The sequence below is a fragment of the Pseudomonas sp. Snoq117.2 genome, from assembly GCF_900110545.1.
In the GTDB taxonomy this organism is placed as follows: Bacteria; Pseudomonadota; Gammaproteobacteria; order Pseudomonadales; family Pseudomonadaceae; genus Chryseomonas; species Chryseomonas benzopyrenica.
The window spans coordinates 66,267-83,131 of the sequence record NZ_FOED01000010.1 but is presented as its reverse complement, the minus strand read 5'-3'; the positions used below and the strand labels follow the sequence as shown (position 1 = coordinate 83,131).

Sequence of the window (16,865 nt, the reverse complement as noted above, 5' to 3'; positions counted from 1 at the left end):
TTCGTCCACTGGACGCCCTGCCCGATCGCCTGGGACGGCGCGTCCGCGGCACACTACAACAGGAGTCGGCCATGCCCCAGCTCATCGCCCGCCACAATCCCAAGGCGTTCAAGACCCTGCCCCTTTCGGTCGAGGCCAATCATGACGGCCTCACCTACCAGGCCCTCGGCCAACCGCTGAACTTCAGCGAGATGCTGGAGCGGCGCAAGCCGATCGAGATCGAGGATGCCCAGCACTTCAGTGCGAAGCTCGCCAACCTGGGCGTCTCGGTGCGCCTCACGCTGAACTGGCAGGGCCAGGACCACTGGCTGCTGGTGCGCCAGCGCCGTCCCGATCGCGGCGACGTGGTGCTCAAGCTGATCTCCGGTTACATCCCGACCCACGAACTGGCCCTGCCGCTGCTCACCGCCGTGCAGGAAGTGGCCGAGGAGTGCCTGATCGAGACGCCGCGCGGCTGGCTGGCCGGACGCTTCGCCGACACCTGGCTGCCGACGCCCTATGCCCCGGCCCTGCCCTATCGCGAGGACGTGGCCTTTCGCCTGACCCCGCGTTCGGGGGCGGCACGGCCGGTGCGCTGCGGCAGCCTGGCGCTGCTGGAGCGTCCGCGCGCCTATGTGCACACCCCCACCGCCTCGCTGCAACTGGTCTATGACCTGCTACTGGAACTGCCCAAGGAGTGCAAGGCGCCGAGTCTGTTCCACGTCGACGAGAAGATCGAGAACGGCCAGTTGCTGACGCGTCTGGCCCGCCAGCGACCGGATCTCTATCTGGTCGCCCTGGACGACGGCAAACCCACCGGCGAGCTCTACACCCTGTCGGTCGGCCAGCGCCTGCCGGTGCCGACCCGCGGCCTCTGGCTGTCGGAAAGCTTCGCCCGCCAGGACGGCTGGCTGGTCCACGACAGCCGGGTGCGCTGGCGCGACTGGCTGGAGCGCATGGCGCCCCAGAGCGCCCTGCAACGGGCCTAGGACACAGGGAGAATCAGTCACCACCCGCGCGGCGTTCGCCGACACCGCCGCCGGCCGCGGCCTGAACCCGGCCGGCTAATCGCGAAAAGGGCAGCGTCTGGATCCAGACCGTGCCATGGCCGCTCAGGGTCGCCAGCACCAGACCCTCGCCGCCGAACAGCATGCTGCGCAGGCCACCTGCCAGTTTGATGTTGTAGTCGATGCCACTGGTGAAGCCCACCAGGCAGCCAGTGTCCAGGCGCAACGTTTCGCCCTTGAGTTCCTTGCGGATCACCGTGCCCCCGGCATGCACGAAGGCCATGCCATCGCCTTCCAGCCGCTGCAGGATGAAGCCTTCGCCGCCAAAGAAGCCGGCGCCCAGGCGCCGGGTGAAGGCAACGCCGATACGGGTGCCCTTGGCCGCGCAGAGAAAGGAGTCGCGCTGGCAGAACAGGGTGCCGCCCAGGGCTGCCAGATCCAGGGGGATCACCTGACCCGGATAGGGCGCGGCAAAGGCGACGTGGCGCTTCTCCCGGCCCTCGTTGGTGAAATGGGTCATGAACAGCGACTCACCGCCGAGCATCCGCTTGCCGGCACCCCAGAGCTTGCCGAGCAGTCCGTCGGACCCATCGCCCATACGTGCGGTGAAATCGATGTCGGCCTCCATGTAGGTCATGGCACCGGCCTCGGCGATCACCGTCTCGCCGGGATCGAGACCGATCTCCACGGCCTGCAGGGATTCGCCGAGGATGCGATGGTCGAGGATATGGCTGGCCATGGTGAGCTTTCTCGGTAGCTGCGGAAGCGTCCAGCCTAGCAGTCGCAGACCGCTTTGGCGTGCCCTGGAGCAGGGTAACGAAGCGGTTTTCCAGACCCTCTCGCTCGTCGGCGCGGTAAGCCAGACGGTGGAACAGGCACCCGCTTCCCGGGTTCACCTCTAGGTATCCGCCGGTTTCTGTCCGGCCCCGCTAGAGGTGAACATGACCAAGCAATCCGCCCATTCCCCCGCTCAACCCCTGCACGGCACCCAGGAGCACGGCACCGCCGGGGGCTGGGGGGCGCTCAATGCCGTGACCCAGCACCTGAGCCGCCAGAAGGTGTTGATGCGCGGCAACAAGGCATTGCTGACCATGAACAAGCCGGGTGGCTTCGACTGCCCGAGCTGCGCCTGGCCCGATCCGAAGACCCCGCATACCTTCGAATACTGCGAGAACGGCGCCAAGGCAGTGGCCTGGGAGGCCACCCGCAAACGCACCACCCCGGAATTCTTCGCCGCCCATACCCTGAGCGAACTGCGCACCTGGACCGACCATGACCTGGAAGACCAGGGCCGTCTCACCCACCCCCTGCGCTACGACGCCGCCAGCGACACCTACCGCCCGGTGAGCTGGGCGGACGCCTTCGCCGAGATCGGCACCGAGCTGCGCGCCCTGGACGATCCCTGGAAGCTGGAGCTCTACACCTCGGGCCGCTCGTCCAACGAGTCGGCCTTTCTCTATCAGCTGTTCGGTCGTCTCTACGGCATGAATAATTTCCCCGACTGTTCCAACATGTGCCACGAGACCACCACCACCGCCATGCCAGAGAGCATTGGCGTCGGCAAGGGCACCCTGGACCTGGAGGATTTCGCCCAGGCCGATGCCATCTTCATCATCGGCCAGAATCCTGGTACCAACAGTCCGCGAATGATGAGCGAACTGCACGACGCCGTGCACCGCGGCGTGCCCATCGTCACCTTCAATCCGCTGCGGGAAAAGGCCCTGGTGCGCTTCGCCTCGCCCCAGGCCGTGCGCGATATGGCCTTGCCGGGCGGCGGCGTGGCCATCAGCTCCCAGTACCACCAGGTGCGTATCGGCGGCGACATGGCGGCCATGCAGGGGCTGTGCAAGGTCGTCATCGAGGCTGACGACGAAGCGCGCCGCAGCGGCGCCCCGCGCATCCTCGACGTGGCATTCATCGAACAGCATTGCGTCGGCCTGGAAGCCTTCGCCGAACACTGCCGGGGGCTGAGCTGGGAGCGTCTGGAGCGCTATTCCGGCCTGACCCAGGCGGCCATGCGGGACGCGGCTCAGGTCTACATGAAGGCCGAGCGGGTGATCGCCTGCTGGGGCATGGGCGTGACCCAACACCGCCGCGGCGGCGATGTCCTGCAGCAGATCATCAATCTGTTGCTGCTGCGCGGCAACGTCGGCAAGCCTGGTGCCGGCCCCTGTCCCATACGCGGCCACTCCAACGTCCAGGGCGACCGCACCGTGGGCATCTACCAGAAGCCCAAGGAACCCTTCCTGGCGAGGCTGGACCAGGCGTTCGATTTCCAGGCGCCCCGCGAGGGCGGCGACGACGTGGTGGAGTGCTGCGAAGCCCTGCTGCGCGACGAACCCCAGGCCTTCATCGGCCTGGGCGGCAATTTCTTCCGCGCCATTCCCGACATCGACCGGGTAGCGCCCCATGTCGCCAACCTGCGCCTGACGGTGCAGATCGCCACCAAGCTCAACTGGAGCCATACCCTGCACGGTCGCAGCACCTTCCTGCTGCCCTGCCTGGGGCGCACCGAACGCGATGTCCAGGCCAGCGGAGTGCAAACCATCACCGTGGAAGACTCCATGTCCATGGTGCACGGCTCAACCGGTAGCCTGGAACCGGCCTCGCCGGAACTGCTGTCGGAGATCGCCATCGTCGCCGGCATCGCCAAGGCGACCCTGGGCGAGCGCTATCCCCATATCGATTGGGACGCCCTGGTTGGCAATTACGCGCGCATCCGCGACAAGATCGAGGCGGTGCTGCCCGAACAATTCGCCGACTACAACGCCCGTATCGAACAGCCTGGCGGCTTCCGCCTGCCCAATGCGGCCCGTGAACGGAAATGGGATACCCCCACCGGCAAGGCCAACTTCCTCTTTCCCGGCGACGTGCTGGACGAGGACGACAGCCCGCCGGATGCCGAGCATCTGCAACTGATGACGATCCGCAGCCACGACCAATTCAACACCACCATCTATTCCAATCGCGATCGCTATCGCGACATCGACGAACGCATGGTGGCCATGCTCAGCCCGGAGGACATGCGCCGCCACGAGGTGCAGGAGGGTGACTTCATCGACTTCGTCGGTGATGCCCTGGACGGCTATCCGCGTCGGGCCGGGCCCTTCAAGGTCATCGCCTTCGACGTACCGGCCGGTTGCTGCGCCGCCTACTATCCCGAGACCAACAGCCTGGCGCCGCTGGCCAACCACGACACCCGTAGCCATACACCGGCGTCGAAGTCCTTGCCGGTAAGAATTGAAAGGCTGAGTCAGGAACAGGCGATGCAGCGGCGGGGGTTGATTGCGGCGGGATAATTTTATGGGGCGTTAGTACATCAAGAACATCGCGGCCATGGGCCGCTCCTACGCAAGCCTATGCTCCTGTAGGAGCGGTTGCTACGGCGTACCGGCATGGCCGTGATCAGATAGAAACCGTACGTTGGAAACCTCTATCCGGCTCCCTCACCCCAACCCTTTCCCAGAGGGAGAGGGGGCGCTTCGGTGCAGACGGGAGTTCCGTAGGTTGGGTTGAGCGCAGCGAAGCCCAACAACCAGACGCGACCTTCCTCGTTGGGCTTCGACGATAAAGCCGTCTCAACCCACCCTACGCGGTCGGTCAGACGTCCCGCAGCTCGCCAGCGAAGCGTTCCAGGCGCCGTCGCAGCCGCTGGTTCTCGCGGCGCAGTTCTTCCATCTCATCCAAGAGGTGCAGCGCCAGGGCGGTCGCGGACCAGTCCAGGTCCAGTTCGTGGCGCAGGCGCACGGCGCGGCGGGCGCGGTGCAGGGCACCGGTGTCGAAATGCCACTCGGCCGGGCGCTTGCCACGCTGGGGCGCCAGGATGCCGTGTTCGACGATTTCCACCACCACCGGCTCGCTCACCTCGCAGAGCGCACAGAATTCCTGCAGGACGATCAGACTGCTCATCAGACTTTCCTCCAGTCTTGGCGGGGATCGAAGGCCGCCCGCTCGGCCAGTTGGCGCCACAGCGCCTGGGTTGCTTCATCACCTTTGGGCGGCATCACCACCTTGAGCAGGGCATGCAGATCGCCCTGCCCGTTCTTGCCGGCCAGGCCCTTGCCCCGTACCCGCAGCCGCGCACCGTTCTGGCTGCCGGGCGGGATGCTGAGCATGATCTGCCCATCCAGCGTCGGCACCTGCACCTTGGCGCCCAAGGCCGCCTCCCAGGGGGCGAGCGGCACGCTGACCACCAGGTCCTGGCCATCCACGTCGAACAGGGGATGGGGCACCAGACGGATGACCAGGTAGAGGTCACCCGGCTCCGCGCCACCGATGCCCGGCTCGCCCTGCCCTTTCAAGCGGATACGCTCGCCGTCGGTGCTGCCGGCGGGAATCTTGACGTTGAGGGTCTTGGTGGTCTCGCCGACGCGCCGGCCCAGCTCGTCACGCTGCGGCAACGAAAAGCTCAGCGGCTTGGTGCTGCCGGCCTGGCTCTCTTCGAGAAACAGAGGTAATTCCAGCTCGACGTCGCGGCCACGGCGGGCGAAGCCACCCTGCTGCGAGCGTCCGGCGGCACCGAACAGGGACTCGAAGAAGTCGGAATAATCCTGGCCGAAGCCGGCATGGGGATCGCTGTAGTCGGCACCCGAGCCCGGTTGCCAATCCGGCGGCACCTGGAAGCGCTCGCCCTGTTGCTGATAGAGGCGCACCTGGTCGTATTCCGCACGCTTGTGCGGATCGCGTAGGACGTCATAGGCCTCGGCCACCTCCTTGAAGCGGGCCTCGGCATCGGCCTCCTTGCTCACGTCGGGGTGGTACTTGCGCGCCAGTTTGCGGTAGGTGGTCTTGAGGGTCTTGTCGTCGACATCGGGGGCGACGCCGAGCACCTCGTAGTAGTCCTTGAAGTCCATTGCGGTCTCCAGTGGGGGTTCCCCTAGAGACCGCGCGGTGCCTGCAACGGTTGCATGACTCTGGTCAGTCGCCGCGCTTGCGGAAGGCCAGGCTACCGGCCAGCACGGTAAAGGTCGCCACCAACGCTACCAAGATCCAGAAGCCATGGGGCGAATCGGCAAGCGGAATGCCGCCGACGTTCATGCCGAAAAAGCCGGCGATGATGTTGATCGGCAGGGCCAGCACCGTGACCAGGGTCAGGGTGAACAGGGTGCGGTTGGTCTGCTCGGCGGAGGCGGCGGCGATCTCCTCCTGCAGCAGCTTGAGACGCTCCACCAGGGCGGCGAGGTCGTCCAGCACCCGATCGAATTCCTCAGTGGCCTCGCGCAGGGTCTGGATGTCGTCGCGGCGCAGCCACGCGGGCGGCCGGTTGAGCAGGCGCAGCAGCGAGCCCGGCTCCAGGGCCAGCAAGCGCTGCAAACGCACCAGGGCGCGTCTCAGACTACCCAGCTCGGCGCGACTGGCGGCCAGCCGCTGGGACAGCAGCCGATCCTCGATGGCGTCCACCTTGACCGTGGTGTCGCGGATGATGCCGGTCAGCACATCGGCCTGGTCGCGCAGCAGATGCACCAGCAGTTCCAGGGTCGAGCCGAAGCCCTCACCCCGGCGTACCGCGTGGCGCAGGCGATCCACCGAGCGCAGCGGCTGGGCCCGGGCGGTCACCAGCAGTCCCGGACGGGCGCAGGCCCAGAGGGTGGCGACGTCCACCGAGACCTGTCCGTAGGCCAGGGTCACGTCGTTCACCACCCCCAGCAGGGTGTCGTCGGCTGGCTCCAGCCGGGTCGAATGGGAACCGGCGTGCAGGGATTCGAAGAATTCCTCCGGTAGCCCCAGGTGCTCGCGCATCCAGCGCTCGGCGGCGGCATGGGCCAGGTTGAAGTGCAGCCAGCGAAAGCCACCCTCTTCCGCGTCCCAGGGATCTTCCGGCGCCATGGTCAGGGCGCGCCCCGGCTGACCGGAAGTGAAATGGTAGGCGTAGAGCAGCCCCAGCCGTTCGGCAGCCGGATGCAGAGGAATCAGGGTGTTGGTCATGGCTACCTGCGGAGGGAACGCGACATCAGGGCTCTGTTAGCAGGTCCGGATGAACCTTTGATGACAGAGCCCCGAGTCAGCAGGTGCCAGCGGCGCCCCCGGAAAGGAGGCGCGGCGCTTATTGCGGACGCATGTGCGGGAAGAGGATGACGTCGCGGATCGACGGCGAGTTGGTCAGCAGCATCACCAGGCGGTCGATGCCGATGCCTTCGCCGGCGGTGGGCGGCATGCCGTATTCCAAGGCGTTGATGAAGTCGGCGTCGTAGTGCATGGCCTCGTCGTCACCGGCGTCCTTTTCCTGGACCTGCAGCATGAAGCGCTCGGCCTGGTCTTCGGCGTCGTTGAGCTCGGAGTAGGCGTTGGCGATCTCGCGGCCACCGATGAACAGCTCGAAGCGGTCGGTGACGCTGGGATTGTCGTCGTTGCGCCGGGCCAGCGGCGAGACCTCGAAGGGGTACTCGGTGATGAAGTGCGGCTGCTCCAGCTTGCTCTCCACCAGCTCCTCGAAAATCATCACCTGCAGCTTGCCCAGGCCTTCGTGGCCGAGGACCTTGGCGCCGGCCTGCTTGGCGATGGCGCGGGCCTTCTCGACGTCCTGCAGGTCTTCCGCAGTGATGTCCGGGTTGTACTTGAGGATGGAGTCGTACACCGACAGGCGCACGAAGGGCTCGCCGAAGTGGAAGACCTTGTCGCCATAGGGCACGTCGGTGGTGCCGAGCACGGCCATGGCCAGTTCGCGGAACAATTCCTCGGTGAGGTCCATGTTGTCGCGATAATCCGCATAGGCCTGGTAGAACTCGAGCATGGTGAACTCGGGATTGTGCCGGGTCGAGACGCCTTCGTTACGGAAGTTGCGGTTGATCTCGAAGACCTTCTCGAAGCCACCGACCACCAGCCGCTTGAGGTACAGCTCCGGCGCGATACGCAGGAACATGGCCATGTCCAGGGCGTTGTGGTGGGTTTCGAAGGGCTTGGCCGCCGCGCCGCCAGGAATGGTCTGCAGCATGGGCGTTTCCACTTCGAGGAAACCGCGCTCCATGAGGAAGCGGCGGATGTGGGCGATGACCTGGGAGCGCACGCGGAAGGTCTGGCGGACCTCCTCGTTGACGATCAGGTCGACATAGCGCTGGCGATAGCGCAGCTCGGTGTCGGTCAGGCCGTGGTGCTTGTCGGGCAGCGGGCGCAGCGACTTGGTCAGCAGGCGCACATCGCTCATGTTGACGTAGAGATCGCCCTTGCCGGAGCGGGCCAGGGTACCTTCGGTGGCGATGATGTCGCCCAGGTCCCAGGTCTTGACCGCTTCCAGGGTCTCGGCCGGTAGGGTCTTGCGGTCGACGTAGACCTGGATGCGCCCGCTGGTGTCCTGCAGCACCATGAAGGCGCCGCGGTTGAGCATGATGCGGCCGGCCACCTTGACCTTGATGCCCGCGGCTTCCAGCTCTTCCTTGGTCTTGTCGGCGTACTGCTGCTGCAGGTCACCGGCCAGGCTGTCACGGCGGAAGTCATTGGGGAAGGGAATGGCCTGCTGGTCACGCAGCGCGGAAAGCTTTTCCTTGCGCTGGGCGATCAGCTTGTTGTCTTCCTGTTCCTGGGCTTGGGGATCTAGGGGTTGTTCGCTCATGTCTGCTCTTTACCTGGGGTGCTGACCGTAGGAGCGGCCCATGGCCGCGATAGAGTTTTATCGCGGCCATGGCGGTGCGCCGATGCGACCGCTCCTACAGGAAATGATGGATTAAACGCCCTGCTTGAGGCTGGCTTCGAGGTATTCGTCCAGATCGCCGTCGAGCACCTTGTCGCAGTCGCTGCGTTCCACGCCGGTGCGCAGATCCTTGATCCGCGAGGCGTCGAGGACGTAGGAGCGGATCTGGTGGCCCCAGCCGATATCGGACTTGGAGTCTTCCAGGGCCTGGGAGGCGGCGTTGCGCTTCTGCATCTCCAACTCGTACAACTTGGCCCGCAGCATCTTCATGGCGGTGTCCTTGTTGGCGTGCTGGGAGCGCTCGTTCTGGCAGGCCACCACGGTGTTGGTGGGCACGTGGGTGATCCGCACCGCGGAGTCGGTGGTATTCACGTGCTGGCCGCCGGCACCGGAGGAGCGGTAGGTGTCGACGCGCAGATCGGACGGGTTGATCTCGATGTCGATGTTGTCATCGATCTCGGGCGAGACGAACACCGCGGTAAAGGAGGTGTGGCGACGGTTGCCCGAGTCGAAGGGACTCTTGCGCACCAGGCGGTGCACGCCGATCTCGGTGCGCAGCCAGCCAAAGGCGTATTCGCCCTTGATGTGCACGGTGGCGCCCTTGATGCCGGCGACCTCGCCTTCGGACAACTCGACGATCTCGGCGCTGAAGCCGTGCTGGTCGGCCCAGCGCAGGTACATGCGCAAGAGCATGTTGGCCCAGTCCTGGGCCTCGGTGCCGCCGGAGCCGGCCTGGATGTCCAGGTAGCAGTTGTTGGGGTCCATCTCGCCGCTGAACATGCGGCGGAATTCCAGCTTCTCGAGGATGCCGCGCAGGCGCTCCACCTCGGCCGCCACATCATCGACCGCGCTCTGGTCTTCCTCTTCGGCCGCCATTTCCAGCAGGTCGCTGGCATCGGCCAGGCCACCGTTCAGCTCGTCCAGGGTACCGACCACCTGGGCCAGCAGCGCGCGCTCGCGGCCAAGGTTCTGGGCGTATTCGGGCTTGTTCCAGACAGCGGGGTCTTCGAGCTCGCGCTCGACTTCGACGAGACGATCCTTTTTCAGATCGTAGTCAAAGATACCCCCGAATGGTCTCGGTGCGGCTGGAGAGGTCCTTGATGCTGGTGACGATCGGGTTGATTTCCATGGGGGAAACACTCGCGAGAAAAGCTGTGGAAAAGCTCGCGAGTATAACCCAATCGGCGGCGAAACTCAGAGTGCGACGGGGATTCGCCGCCTGCTGGGTCTCAATCGGCGTCGAGATCGCGGTGGCGGGTTTCCGGCAGACACAGCAGGCCTACCACCAGGCTGACGCCGGTCACCAGTACCGGGTACCAGAGGCCGTAGAAGATGTCGCCGGTATAGACCACCAGGGCGAAGGACACCGTGGGCAGGAAGCCGCCGAACCAGCCATTGCCGATGTGGTACGGCAGCGACATGGAGGTGTAGCGGATGCGGGTGGGAAACAGCTCCACCATCAGTGCCGCAAGGGGTCCGTAGCAGAGGGTGGCGATGAGGATCAGGGCGAAGATCACCGCCACCACCATGGGCTTGTTGACCTGCGCCGCATCGGCCTTGGCCGGGTAGCCGGCGGCCTGTACCGCGGCGCGCAGGGCTGGCTCGTCATAGCCGACGATGACCTTGTCGCCGACATTGACCTGCACCGCGTCCCCCGGTGCCGCCGCCACGCTGCGGTAGGGCAGTCCGCTCTTGGCCAGCAGGGTCTTGACCCGGTCGCAGGGGCTGTCGAAACGCGCCTTGCCTACCGGATCGAACTGGAAGGTGCAGGTGGCCGGATCGGCGGTCACCACGATGGGCGCCTGCTGGCTGGCCTGGTAGATCTGTGGATTGGCGTAGTGGGTCAGGGCCTTGAACAGCGGAAAGTAGAGCACCGTGGCCAGCAGCAGGCCCAGCATCAGGATCGGCTTGCGGCCGACCTTGTCCGACAGCCAGCCGGCGATGACGAAGAAGGGGGCGCCCAGGATCACGCTGACGATCAGCAGGTTGTTGGCCAGCACCGGATCCAGCTTGAGGGTCTGGGTAAGAAAGAACATCACATAGAACTGCGACAGGTAGAAGGTCACCGCCTGGCCGCCGTTGATGCTGAACAGCGCGATCAGCACCACCTTGAGATTGCTCCAGTTGGTGAAGGAATCGCGGATCGGCGCCTTGCTCTGCTTGCCTTCGGCCTTCATGCGCAGGAAGGCCGGCGATTCGTGCATCGATAGGCGGATCCAGGTGGAGATGGCAAGCAGGAAGATCGACAGCAGGAACGGCAGGCGCCAGCCCCAGACCTCGAACTGGTCACCGGTCAGGTAGCGGCAGACCAGGATCACCACCAGCGACAGCAACAGCCCCAGGGTCGCGGTGGATTGCAGCCAGCTGGTGTGGGCACCGCGCTTGCCGGGCGGCGCGTGCTCGGCGATGTAGGTAGCGGCGCCGCCGTACTCACCGCCCAGGGCCAGGCCCTGCAGCAGGCGCAGCACCACCAGGATGATGGGTGCGGCCACGCCGATGCTGGCATAGGTGGGCAGCAGGCCGACGCCGAAGGTGGCGATGCCCATGAGGATGATGGTGGCGAGAAAGGTGTACTTGCGCCCGACCATGTCGCCCAGGCGGCCGAACACCAGGGCACCGAAGGGCCGCACCACGAAACCGGCGGCGAAGGCCAGCAGGGCGAAGATGAAGGCGGTGGTGTCGTTGACGCCGGCGAAGAACTGCTTGCTGATCACCGCCGCCAGGGCGCCGTAGAGAAAGAAGTCGTACCACTCGAAGACGGTTCCCAGGGACGAGGCGAAGATCACCTTGCGTTCTTCGCGGCGACTGCTGGCCGCGCTGGGTTGGACCCGGGGTTGGGCATAGTCGGACATCGCACGTTCTCCTGACCCGGGATCGCCGGGCTGATTGTTGTTATGGGCGACAGCTACTACGGTGGAAACGGCGGGAGGCTCCGCCGTCGGTGGAACCGGATGGACGCAGCTAGGCCGCCGAGGCGGCGCTGGCCCGGGCAACCGCGGCGGGCAGCTCGTGACTGCCCTGCTCCCGCGCCTCGGCCAGCATGAAGGTGGCCGCCTGCTCGGCGATCATCAGCGTCGGCGAACAGCTGTTGCCCGAGACCAGGGTCGGCATGATGGAGGCGTCGGCCACCCGCAGCCCGGGAATGCCATGCACCCGCAGGCGGGCGTCCACCACGGCGTCGGCGCCCTGCCCCATGCGGCAGGTGCCGGAAGGATGGAAGATGGTGGTGCCAATGGCGCCCGCGGCTTGCTGCAGTTCTTCCTCGCTCTGATAGGCCGGGCCTGGCAGATACTCCTCGGGCCGGTAAGCGGCCAGTGCCGGCGCGGCGGCGATGCGCCGGGTCAGGCGGATGGCGTCGGCGGCCACCTTGAGATCCTCCGGCGCGCTGAGGTAGCGCGGCTGGATCAGCGGCGCGGCCAGCGGGTCGGCGCTGCGGATGGCCACCTGGCCACGACTGGCCGGGCGCAGGTTGCACACCGAGGCGGTAAAGGCGGGAAAGCCGTGCAGGGGCTCGCCGAAGCGCTCCAGCGACAGCGGCTGCACGTGATACTGCAGATTGGCCGAGGGCTGCCCGGGATCGGAACGGGCGAAGGCGCCCAGTTGGCTCGGCGCCATGGCCAGGGGACCACTGCGACTCCAGAGATACTCCAGGCCCATGCCCAGCTTGCCCCAGAGACTGCCGGCCAGGGCATTGAGGGTCGGCACGCCGTGCACCCGATAGATCAGCCGCAGTTGCAGGTGATCCTGCAGGTTGCCGCCGACCCCTTCCAGCCGATGCTGGACACCGATGCCCAGCCCTTCGAGCAGGCCGCGCGGACCGATGCCGGAGCGCTGCAACAGGGTCGGCGAGCCAATGGCGCCGGCGCAGAGCACGATCTCCCGCCGCGCCACCAGGCGCTGGGGTTCGGCCTGGCCCGGCAGCCGCGCCAGCACCGCCCGTGCCCTGCCCTCCTCCAGCAGCACCCGCTCCACTTGCACCCCGGTCAGCACCTGCAGATTGGCACGCTGGCGGATGGGCTTGAGAAAGGCCTTGGCGGCATTCCAGCGCACGCCATTACGCTGATTGACCTGGAAGTAGCCGCAGCCTTCGTTGTCGCCGGTGTTGAAGTCTTCCACCGGCGCGATGCCGGTTTCACCCGCGGCACTGCGAAAGGCGTCGAGCAGGGTCCAGTGCAGGCGCTGCCGCTCGACCCGCCATTCACCCCCGGCACCATGAACGGCCGAGGCGCCGTCGCAATGATCTTCCATACGCTTGAACAGCGGCAGTACGTCCTGCCAGCTCCAGCCGGGGTTGCCAGCGGCGGCCCAGCCGTCATAGTCACGGGCCTGGCCGCGCATGTAGATCATGCCGTTGATGGACGAGCAGCCACCCAGCACCCGGCCACGCGGATAGTTGAGCGCGCGGCCACCCAGGCCCGCCTCCACCTCGGTCTTGAAGCACCAGTCGGTGCGCGGATTGCCGATGCAGAACAGATAGCCGACGGGGATGTGGATCCAGGGATGGTTGTCACGGCCGCCGGCTTCCAGCAGCAGCACGCGATGGGCCGGATCGGCGGACAGCCGATTGGCCAGCAGGCAGCCGGCCGGACCGGCGCCGACGATGATGAAGTCATATTCCGCAGCAGGACCGGGCATGACGTTCCCTCGCTTTTTTGTTGTTGTGGTCCCTATCCTAGTGTCGTCATCCGCGAACAACAGTCGCAGAAAACGGGCACCGGCTGTGCATTTCTGAACAGCGCCCCGCAAGCGACCGCGCAGACAGGCCGAGACGAGGAGACGGGATGTTCGACTGGAACGATCTGCGGGTTTTTCTGGAGGTCCAGCGCCATGGCCGCCTGCTTACCGCCGCCCGCAGCCTGGGCGTCAGTCATGCGACCGTCGCCCGTCACCTGGAGGCGCTGGAACGCGCCCTGGGCAGTCAGCTGCTGGTGCAACAGGCCAGCGGCTATCAGCTCACCCCCGCCGGCCAGGCCCTGCTGGCGCATGCCCAGGCGATGGAAGAAGCCGCACTGCTAGCCCAGGAGGCCGTGACCCAGCGACTCAATCCGCTGGGTCAGGTACGGGTCGGGGTGACCGAAGGCCTGGGCACCGGTTTTCTCGCCCAGCGCCTGGGGGCGCTGCTGCGCGATTATCCGGGTCTGGAAGTGGAGCTGGTCTCGGTGCCGCGCTTCGTCAGCGTCACCAACCGCGAAGCGGACATCGCCATCACCCTGGAAAGGCCCACCGCCGAAGGCCTGATCGGCCGGCGACTGACGCCCTATCGTCTGAGGTTCTATGCCAGTCGCGCCTACCTGGATCGAGCACCGGCGCTGGATGCCGAAGCCGACCTCGGCGAACAGACCTTCATCGGCTACGTCGACGACCTGCTGTACACCCGCGAACTGCAATTCATCCAGGGACTCTGTTCGGATCCGCGCATCGTCTTTCGCAGCACCAGTGTCATCGCCCAGCGCGAAGCGGCCTGCGCCGGCATCGGCATCGCCGTGCTGCCCTGCTATCTGGTAGGTAAGGGCACGCCGCTGGAGGGCGTGTTGCCAGAACGCTCCTTTACTCGGGAATACTGGATCTCGACGCACCGGGAATTGCACCGCTCCGCGCGCCTGCGCGTGGTCTGGGATTTCCTGCTGCACCTCTGCGCGGCGGAGCGGAGCGTCCTGCTGGGCGAGGAACGCCCGCTCGCCTAGCGGTCAGACCGCCGCGGCCTCACGCTCCAGCTCGGCGCGCAGGCCGGGCTCCAGGCGCAGCTGGCGCGCCAGCTCGTCTAGGTAGGCCTTTTCCATGTATTGCTGATCGTCGATCAGCATCAGGCTGGCCAGGTACATCTCGGCGCCCATCTCGGGCGTTTCCGCCGCCGCGGCGACCTTGGCCGGATCCAGCGGTTGTTCCAGTTCGCGCTGCAACCAGCTGCGCAACTCGGGATCGTTGTCCAGCTTGGCCATCTCGGCTTCGATGGCCTGGCGCTCCTGGTCATCGACATGACCATCGGCCTTGGCTGCCGCGATCAGGGCGATCAGCACCGCCCGGCCATGGGCCTCGGCTTCGTGCTCCGGTACCCGATCCACGGTACGGGGCTCGACGGCTGCCGTACCCTGGGCCTGATTGGCCTGCCAGGACTGATAGGCCTTGTAGGCCACCATGCCCAGCGCCGCCAGACCGCCATAGCCGACCGCCTTGCCACCCATGGCGCGACCGCGCTTGCTGCCCAGCAGCGCGGTCAGGGCCCCAGCCGCCAGGCCGCTGTTGCCCAGTCCGGAGAGCAGACCGCCCAGGGAATCCTTGCCGGTGGACGCCGTGCCGGATCGGGGGGCCGAGTGACCGGTCTTCTTGGCCAGCGCCTGCTGGCCCGCCTTGAGCAATTGATCAAGCAAACCGCGGGTGTTCATGGATGACCTCCACAGAGTCAGGATTCAGCCCTTTAGGACCGCTGACCACACCGTCTGGCTCCCGGCACCTGCTTACCGAATGTTGCCGGGGTCGCCGTCGCGACCAGCCGGTTGATACAAAATATTGCTGACCGCGGGCCGCCCACGGCGCTACTCTTGCGCCTTTCCCTTGCAGTTGCCGGAGACACCCCATGCGCTCGCGTCTGGCTGTGCTGTTCGCGCTTTCGCTCGCCCTCACTGCCGGCCAGGTCCAGGCCGCCGCCGAGGACGCCCGCCTCATCGCCAATCGCTATCTCGATGCCTGGAACGATCACGATGCCGAGGCCGCCAGCGCCCTGCTCGACCCCAAGGTGCAGTACTTCGACAGCGGCGCCGCCACCACCGAGACCAGCCGCACCCAGGCCCGCGACCGCATCGTCAAGGTCACCCTCAAGGCCGTCCCGGATCTACAGGTAAAGATGGTGCACAAGCCGGTCATCGGCCCGCGCAGCATCGCCTTCGAATGGGAACTGACCGGCAACCGTGTCACCGCCACCGGCAAGCAACCGGTCAAGATCCGCGGCGCCAGCATCATGAAGATCCGCGACGGCCGCATCTGGTATCTGGGCGACTACTACGACAGCGACGCCCTGGAGGCGATGCTGCGCCCGGTCAAGCCCTGACTCGGGGAGCCATCCGCACGGATGGCTCCGTCCCGCGCCCTACTCCTCCCCGAACGGCTTGCGCAGCGGCGTATCCCGGTGCGCGGCGCGCACGTATTGCGGCGGCCAGGATACCTTTTCCCGTAGGGCTTCGGCGGCATTCAGCGGCCAATAGGGATCGCGCAGCAGTTCGCGGGCCAGCAGCACCAGATCGGCCTGACCGGTACGCAGCACGTGCTCGGCCTGGGCCGCATCGGTGATCATGCCCACCGCGCCACTGGGAATCCCAGCCTCCTTGCGCACCCGCTCGGCGAACTGGGTCTGGTAGCCGGGCCCGGTGGGAATGTCGGCCTGGGCGGCGGTGCCGCCGGAGGAGACGTCGATCAGGTCGACGCCCAGGGTCTTCAATCGGCGTGCCAGCTCCACCGTCTCATCGACATCCCAGCCGTCTTCCACCCAGTCGGTGGCTGAAACCCGCACGAACAGCGGCAACGCTTCCGGCCAGACCGCGCGGACATCAGCGGTGACTTCCAGCAACAGGCGAATGCGATTCTCGAAATTGCCGCCGTAATCGTCCTCGCGGCGATTGGAGAGCGGCGAGAGGAACTGGTGCAGCAGATAGCCGTGGGCGGCATGGACCTCGGCCACCTTGAAGCCGGCCGCCAGGGCGCGCTCGGCGGTGTCCACGAAGGCCCGGCGGATGCTGGCGATATCGTCGCGATCCATGGCGGTGGGCCGGGTATGCTGCGGATCGAAGGCGATGGCCGAGGGCGCCACCGGCACCCAGCCGCCTTCGGCGATGGGCACGCTGCCGTGCTTGCCGAGCCAGGGTTGCCAGGTACTGGCCTTACGGCCCGCATGGGCCAGTTGGATACCGGCTACGCTGCCCTGGCCTTCGATGAACTGGGTGATACGGCGCAGGGGCTCGATCTGCTCGTCCTTCCACAACCCCAGGTCCTGGGGCGTGATGCGCCCGTCGGCGGTGACCGCGGTAGCCTCGAAGATCACCAGGCCGGCGCCACCGGTGGCGCGACTGCCCAGGTGAACCAGGTGCCAGTCGTTGGCGAAGCCGTCTTCGCTGGAATACTGACACATCGGGGAGACCACCACGCGATTGGGCAGGGTCAGCTGACGCAGGGTCAGGGGCTGGAACAGGAGACTCATGGCGGACCTCGTCTAGTCGGGATTCACCGCATTGGAGTGTTCCCGAACAGAATAGGTCGCTGTTCCG

14 protein-coding genes are annotated in these 16,865 nt (G+C 66.3%); 4 read left to right on the top strand and 10 right to left on the bottom strand.

Annotation, left to right across the window (positions count from 1 at the left end; all coding sequences use genetic code 11):
• Positions 1–71 precede the first annotated feature (71 nt).
• On the top strand, positions 72–968 hold the full coding sequence (locus BMZ43_RS20415; RefSeq protein ID WP_093256118.1) for a metal ABC transporter ATPase: 897 nt from the start codon (positions 72–74) through the stop codon (positions 966–968).
• A gap of 13 nt (positions 969–981) precedes the next feature.
• On the opposite strand, the gene BMZ43_RS20410 is transcribed toward BMZ43_RS20415, so the two are convergent.
• The gene (locus BMZ43_RS20410; protein WP_093256116.1) at positions 982–1,725 is read right to left on the bottom strand and encodes a TIGR00266 family protein; all 744 of its coding nucleotides are present in this window, start codon (positions 1,723–1,725) and stop codon (positions 982–984) included.
• A gap of 202 nt (positions 1,726–1,927) precedes the next feature.
• Here BMZ43_RS20410 and BMZ43_RS20405 point away from each other — a divergent pair, with 202 nt between their 5' ends.
• Positions 1,928–4,285, top strand: coding sequence for an FdhF/YdeP family oxidoreductase (locus tag BMZ43_RS20405; RefSeq protein WP_064307880.1), 2,358 nt, complete (start codon positions 1,928–1,930; stop codon positions 4,283–4,285).
• Positions 4,286–4,586: 301 nt separating this feature from the next.
• On the opposite strand, the gene BMZ43_RS20400 is transcribed toward BMZ43_RS20405, so the two are convergent.
• The 7 genes from BMZ43_RS20400 to BMZ43_RS20370 form a co-directional block, all read right to left on the bottom strand.
• Positions 4,587–4,895, bottom strand: a complete 309-nt coding sequence (locus tag BMZ43_RS20400; protein ID WP_064307879.1) for a chaperone modulator CbpM — start codon at positions 4,893–4,895, stop codon at positions 4,587–4,589.
• Positions 4,895–5,839, bottom strand: a complete 945-nt coding sequence (gene cbpA / locus BMZ43_RS20395; RefSeq protein ID WP_017640779.1) for a curved DNA-binding protein — start codon at positions 5,837–5,839, stop codon at positions 4,895–4,897. Before cbpA ends, BMZ43_RS20400 begins: the two co-directional genes overlap by 1 nt.
• A 64-nt stretch (positions 5,840–5,903) precedes the next feature.
• Positions 5,904–6,911, bottom strand: coding sequence for a transporter (locus BMZ43_RS20390; RefSeq protein WP_017640780.1), 1,008 nt, complete (start codon positions 6,909–6,911; stop codon positions 5,904–5,906).
• A gap of 118 nt (positions 6,912–7,029) precedes the next feature.
• A complete protein-coding gene (gene lysS, locus BMZ43_RS20385; RefSeq protein WP_068383451.1) occupies positions 7,030–8,532 on the bottom strand; it encodes a lysine--tRNA ligase in 1,503 nt (500 codons plus the stop codon).
• A gap of 111 nt (positions 8,533–8,643) precedes the next feature.
• A protein-coding gene (prfB, locus tag BMZ43_RS20380) for a peptide chain release factor 2 (RefSeq protein ID WP_143075288.1) occupies positions 8,644–9,739 on the bottom strand; the annotation gives its coding sequence in 2 pieces (ribosomal slippage) (positions 8,644–9,666 and positions 9,668–9,739; 1,095 coding nt in all).
• A 100-nt stretch (positions 9,740–9,839) separates the two neighbouring features.
• Positions 9,840–11,462 (bottom strand): MFS transporter, encoded by a 1,623-nt coding sequence (locus BMZ43_RS20375; RefSeq protein ID WP_068383453.1) that lies wholly within the window; start codon positions 11,460–11,462, stop codon positions 9,840–9,842.
• 109 nt (positions 11,463–11,571) lie between these two features.
• On the bottom strand, positions 11,572–13,245 hold the full coding sequence (locus BMZ43_RS20370) for a GMC family oxidoreductase (protein WP_093256114.1): 1,674 nt from the start codon (positions 13,243–13,245) through the stop codon (positions 11,572–11,574).
• A gap of 146 nt (positions 13,246–13,391) precedes the next feature.
• Here BMZ43_RS20370 and BMZ43_RS20365 point away from each other — a divergent pair, with 146 nt between their 5' ends.
• Positions 13,392–14,294, top strand: coding sequence for a LysR family transcriptional regulator (locus BMZ43_RS20365; protein WP_093256112.1), 903 nt, complete (start codon positions 13,392–13,394; stop codon positions 14,292–14,294).
• 3 nt (positions 14,295–14,297) lie between these two features.
• Here BMZ43_RS20365 and BMZ43_RS20360 read toward each other — a convergent pair whose 3' ends face one another.
• Positions 14,298–14,993, bottom strand: a complete 696-nt coding sequence (locus BMZ43_RS20360) for a tellurite resistance TerB family protein (RefSeq protein WP_093256109.1) — start codon at positions 14,991–14,993, stop codon at positions 14,298–14,300.
• A 191-nt stretch (positions 14,994–15,184) separates the two neighbouring features.
• Here BMZ43_RS20360 and BMZ43_RS20355 point away from each other — a divergent pair, with 191 nt between their 5' ends.
• Positions 15,185–15,655: a nuclear transport factor 2 family protein gene (locus BMZ43_RS20355; protein ID WP_093256106.1), complete on the top strand. Its 471-nt coding sequence runs from the start codon at positions 15,185–15,187 to the stop codon at positions 15,653–15,655.
• Positions 15,656–15,694: 39 nt separating this feature from the next.
• Here the strand turns inward: BMZ43_RS20355 and BMZ43_RS20350 are convergent, their stop codons facing one another.
• Positions 15,695–16,798: an NADH:flavin oxidoreductase/NADH oxidase gene (locus BMZ43_RS20350; protein ID WP_093256104.1), complete on the bottom strand. Its 1,104-nt coding sequence runs from the start codon at positions 16,796–16,798 to the stop codon at positions 15,695–15,697.
• Between the last annotated feature and the right edge of the window lie 67 nt (positions 16,799–16,865).

Bases quoted from the DNA above. Each gene is read 5' to 3' on its own strand.
- BMZ43_RS20415 (WP_093256118.1), top strand. From the start codon at position 72: ATGCCCCAGCTCATCGCCCGCCACAATCCCAAGGCGTTCAAGACCCTG.
- BMZ43_RS20410 (WP_093256116.1), bottom strand. From the start codon at position 1,725: ATGGCCAGCCATATCCTCGACCATCGCATCCTCGGCGAATCCCTGCAG.
- BMZ43_RS20405 (WP_064307880.1), top strand. From the start codon at position 1,928: ATGACCAAGCAATCCGCCCATTCCCCCGCTCAACCCCTGCACGGCACC.
- BMZ43_RS20400 (WP_064307879.1), bottom strand. From the start codon at position 4,895: ATGAGCAGTCTGATCGTCCTGCAGGAATTCTGTGCGCTCTGCGAGGTG.
- cbpA (WP_017640779.1), bottom strand. From the start codon at position 5,839: ATGGACTTCAAGGACTACTACGAGGTGCTCGGCGTCGCCCCCGATGTC.
- BMZ43_RS20390 (WP_017640780.1), bottom strand. From the start codon at position 6,911: ATGACCAACACCCTGATTCCTCTGCATCCGGCTGCCGAACGGCTGGGG.
- lysS (WP_068383451.1), bottom strand. From the start codon at position 8,532: ATGAGCGAACAACCCCTAGATCCCCAAGCCCAGGAACAGGAAGACAAC.
- BMZ43_RS20375 (WP_068383453.1), bottom strand. From the start codon at position 11,462: ATGTCCGACTATGCCCAACCCCGGGTCCAACCCAGCGCGGCCAGCAGT.
- BMZ43_RS20370 (WP_093256114.1), bottom strand. From the start codon at position 13,245: ATGCCCGGTCCTGCTGCGGAATATGACTTCATCATCGTCGGCGCCGGT.
- BMZ43_RS20365 (WP_093256112.1), top strand. From the start codon at position 13,392: ATGTTCGACTGGAACGATCTGCGGGTTTTTCTGGAGGTCCAGCGCCAT.
- BMZ43_RS20360 (WP_093256109.1), bottom strand. From the start codon at position 14,993: ATGAACACCCGCGGTTTGCTTGATCAATTGCTCAAGGCGGGCCAGCAG.
- BMZ43_RS20355 (WP_093256106.1), top strand. From the start codon at position 15,185: ATGCGCTCGCGTCTGGCTGTGCTGTTCGCGCTTTCGCTCGCCCTCACT.
- BMZ43_RS20350 (WP_093256104.1), bottom strand. From the start codon at position 16,798: ATGAGTCTCCTGTTCCAGCCCCTGACCCTGCGTCAGCTGACCCTGCCC.